This is a genomic window from Tenacibaculum finnmarkense, from assembly GCF_900239185.1.
GTDB classification, from domain to species: domain Bacteria; phylum Bacteroidota; class Bacteroidia; order Flavobacteriales; family Flavobacteriaceae; genus Polaribacter; species Polaribacter finnmarkensis.
The window spans coordinates 1-1,008 of the sequence record NZ_OENA01000100.1 but is presented as its reverse complement, the minus strand read 5'-3'; the positions used below and the strand labels follow the sequence as shown (position 1 = coordinate 1,008).

Annotated in this window: 2 protein-coding genes; both read right to left on the bottom strand. The window is 32.7% G+C overall.

Annotation, left to right across the window (positions count from 1 at the left end):
• The coding region (locus tag AQ1689_RS12990; RefSeq protein ID WP_145993779.1) for a hypothetical protein at window positions 1–253 on the bottom strand (253 nt) is incomplete at its 3' end.
• 87 nt (window positions 254–340) lie between these two features.
• The gene (locus AQ1689_RS12985) at window positions 341–928 is read right to left on the bottom strand and encodes a glycoside hydrolase family 108 protein (protein WP_101956372.1); all 588 of its coding nucleotides are present in this window, start codon (window positions 926–928) and stop codon (window positions 341–343) included.
• Between the last annotated feature and the right edge of the window lie 80 nt (window positions 929–1,008).

The following is a 1,008-nucleotide window of genomic DNA, read 5'->3' as shown; positions in this document are numbered from 1 at the left end:
CTTTACGCAAACGTCCGCACTCGGTTAATGCTTCTTTGTATGCTCCTTTGTGCCTTGAACCTGCTAAGGCTGTCGGGTAATTACGTAATGAAACATTAAATCTATTAACGCCTTTATTTGCTAATAATATCCCTGATAAACGGTAAATTATTTCAGTATCGTTTGCTTTTTTAGCGTTTTCGATAATTGCTTCTAATTGACTTCTTGAAACTGTTGATCCGTTTAGATTTTTAAATTGCTGTTGTATGGTCATGGTGTTATTTTAATGCTTTATGTAAGGTTGTTTTTTTCGTTGCTAAATATGTTACTCCAGCAATGAATATCAAACCAAAAATTAATTTTAGGCTTTTTTTTTTGATAAACCGTGTACTGGTTTATTGATACTTATATTATGGTCGGTTGCTAATTCATCTACTCGGCGATGCCAAACATTGCAAAAATGCTTACAATCTCGTAAACTGCTATAATAGCTTTTACGAGCTTGTGAATAGGCATTAAATAATTCTTTAGCATCTACGCTATTAATTGCAGTTATTGTTTTTGCTCCTGCAATTCCATCGATTAAAAGCTTTTTATTAAATGCGTTGTTTAGTGTACGTTGCATTATTATTGTAGCTCTTTTAGGGCTTGCGTTTATTGCGTGGTCTGCAAATGTTTCAGCAATTGCTTGCGATGTTATTTTATCAGCATTGATACTATCCCAAAATTGATTTTTGAAGATAGTATGTGCTATTTGTTGGGTAATATTTTTCATATCGGCAATGCTTGGTGGTCTGCCGATATTTCGTTCATAAACTTTAGCCGAAACACCAAAATTTGTTCCGACTAATTGTTTTAAGGAGTTGTAATTTCCGCTATCATTTTTTAATCTTTGATAACCTCCTTCTGCTCGTTGTATTTTCTTTTGGAATATTGGGTAGTTTGCCATTATGAATTGATTTTTATAAATTATTTATGTTTATAAATATCTGTTATAAATGTACCTCCAAGGTAAAGGTCATTACCCGA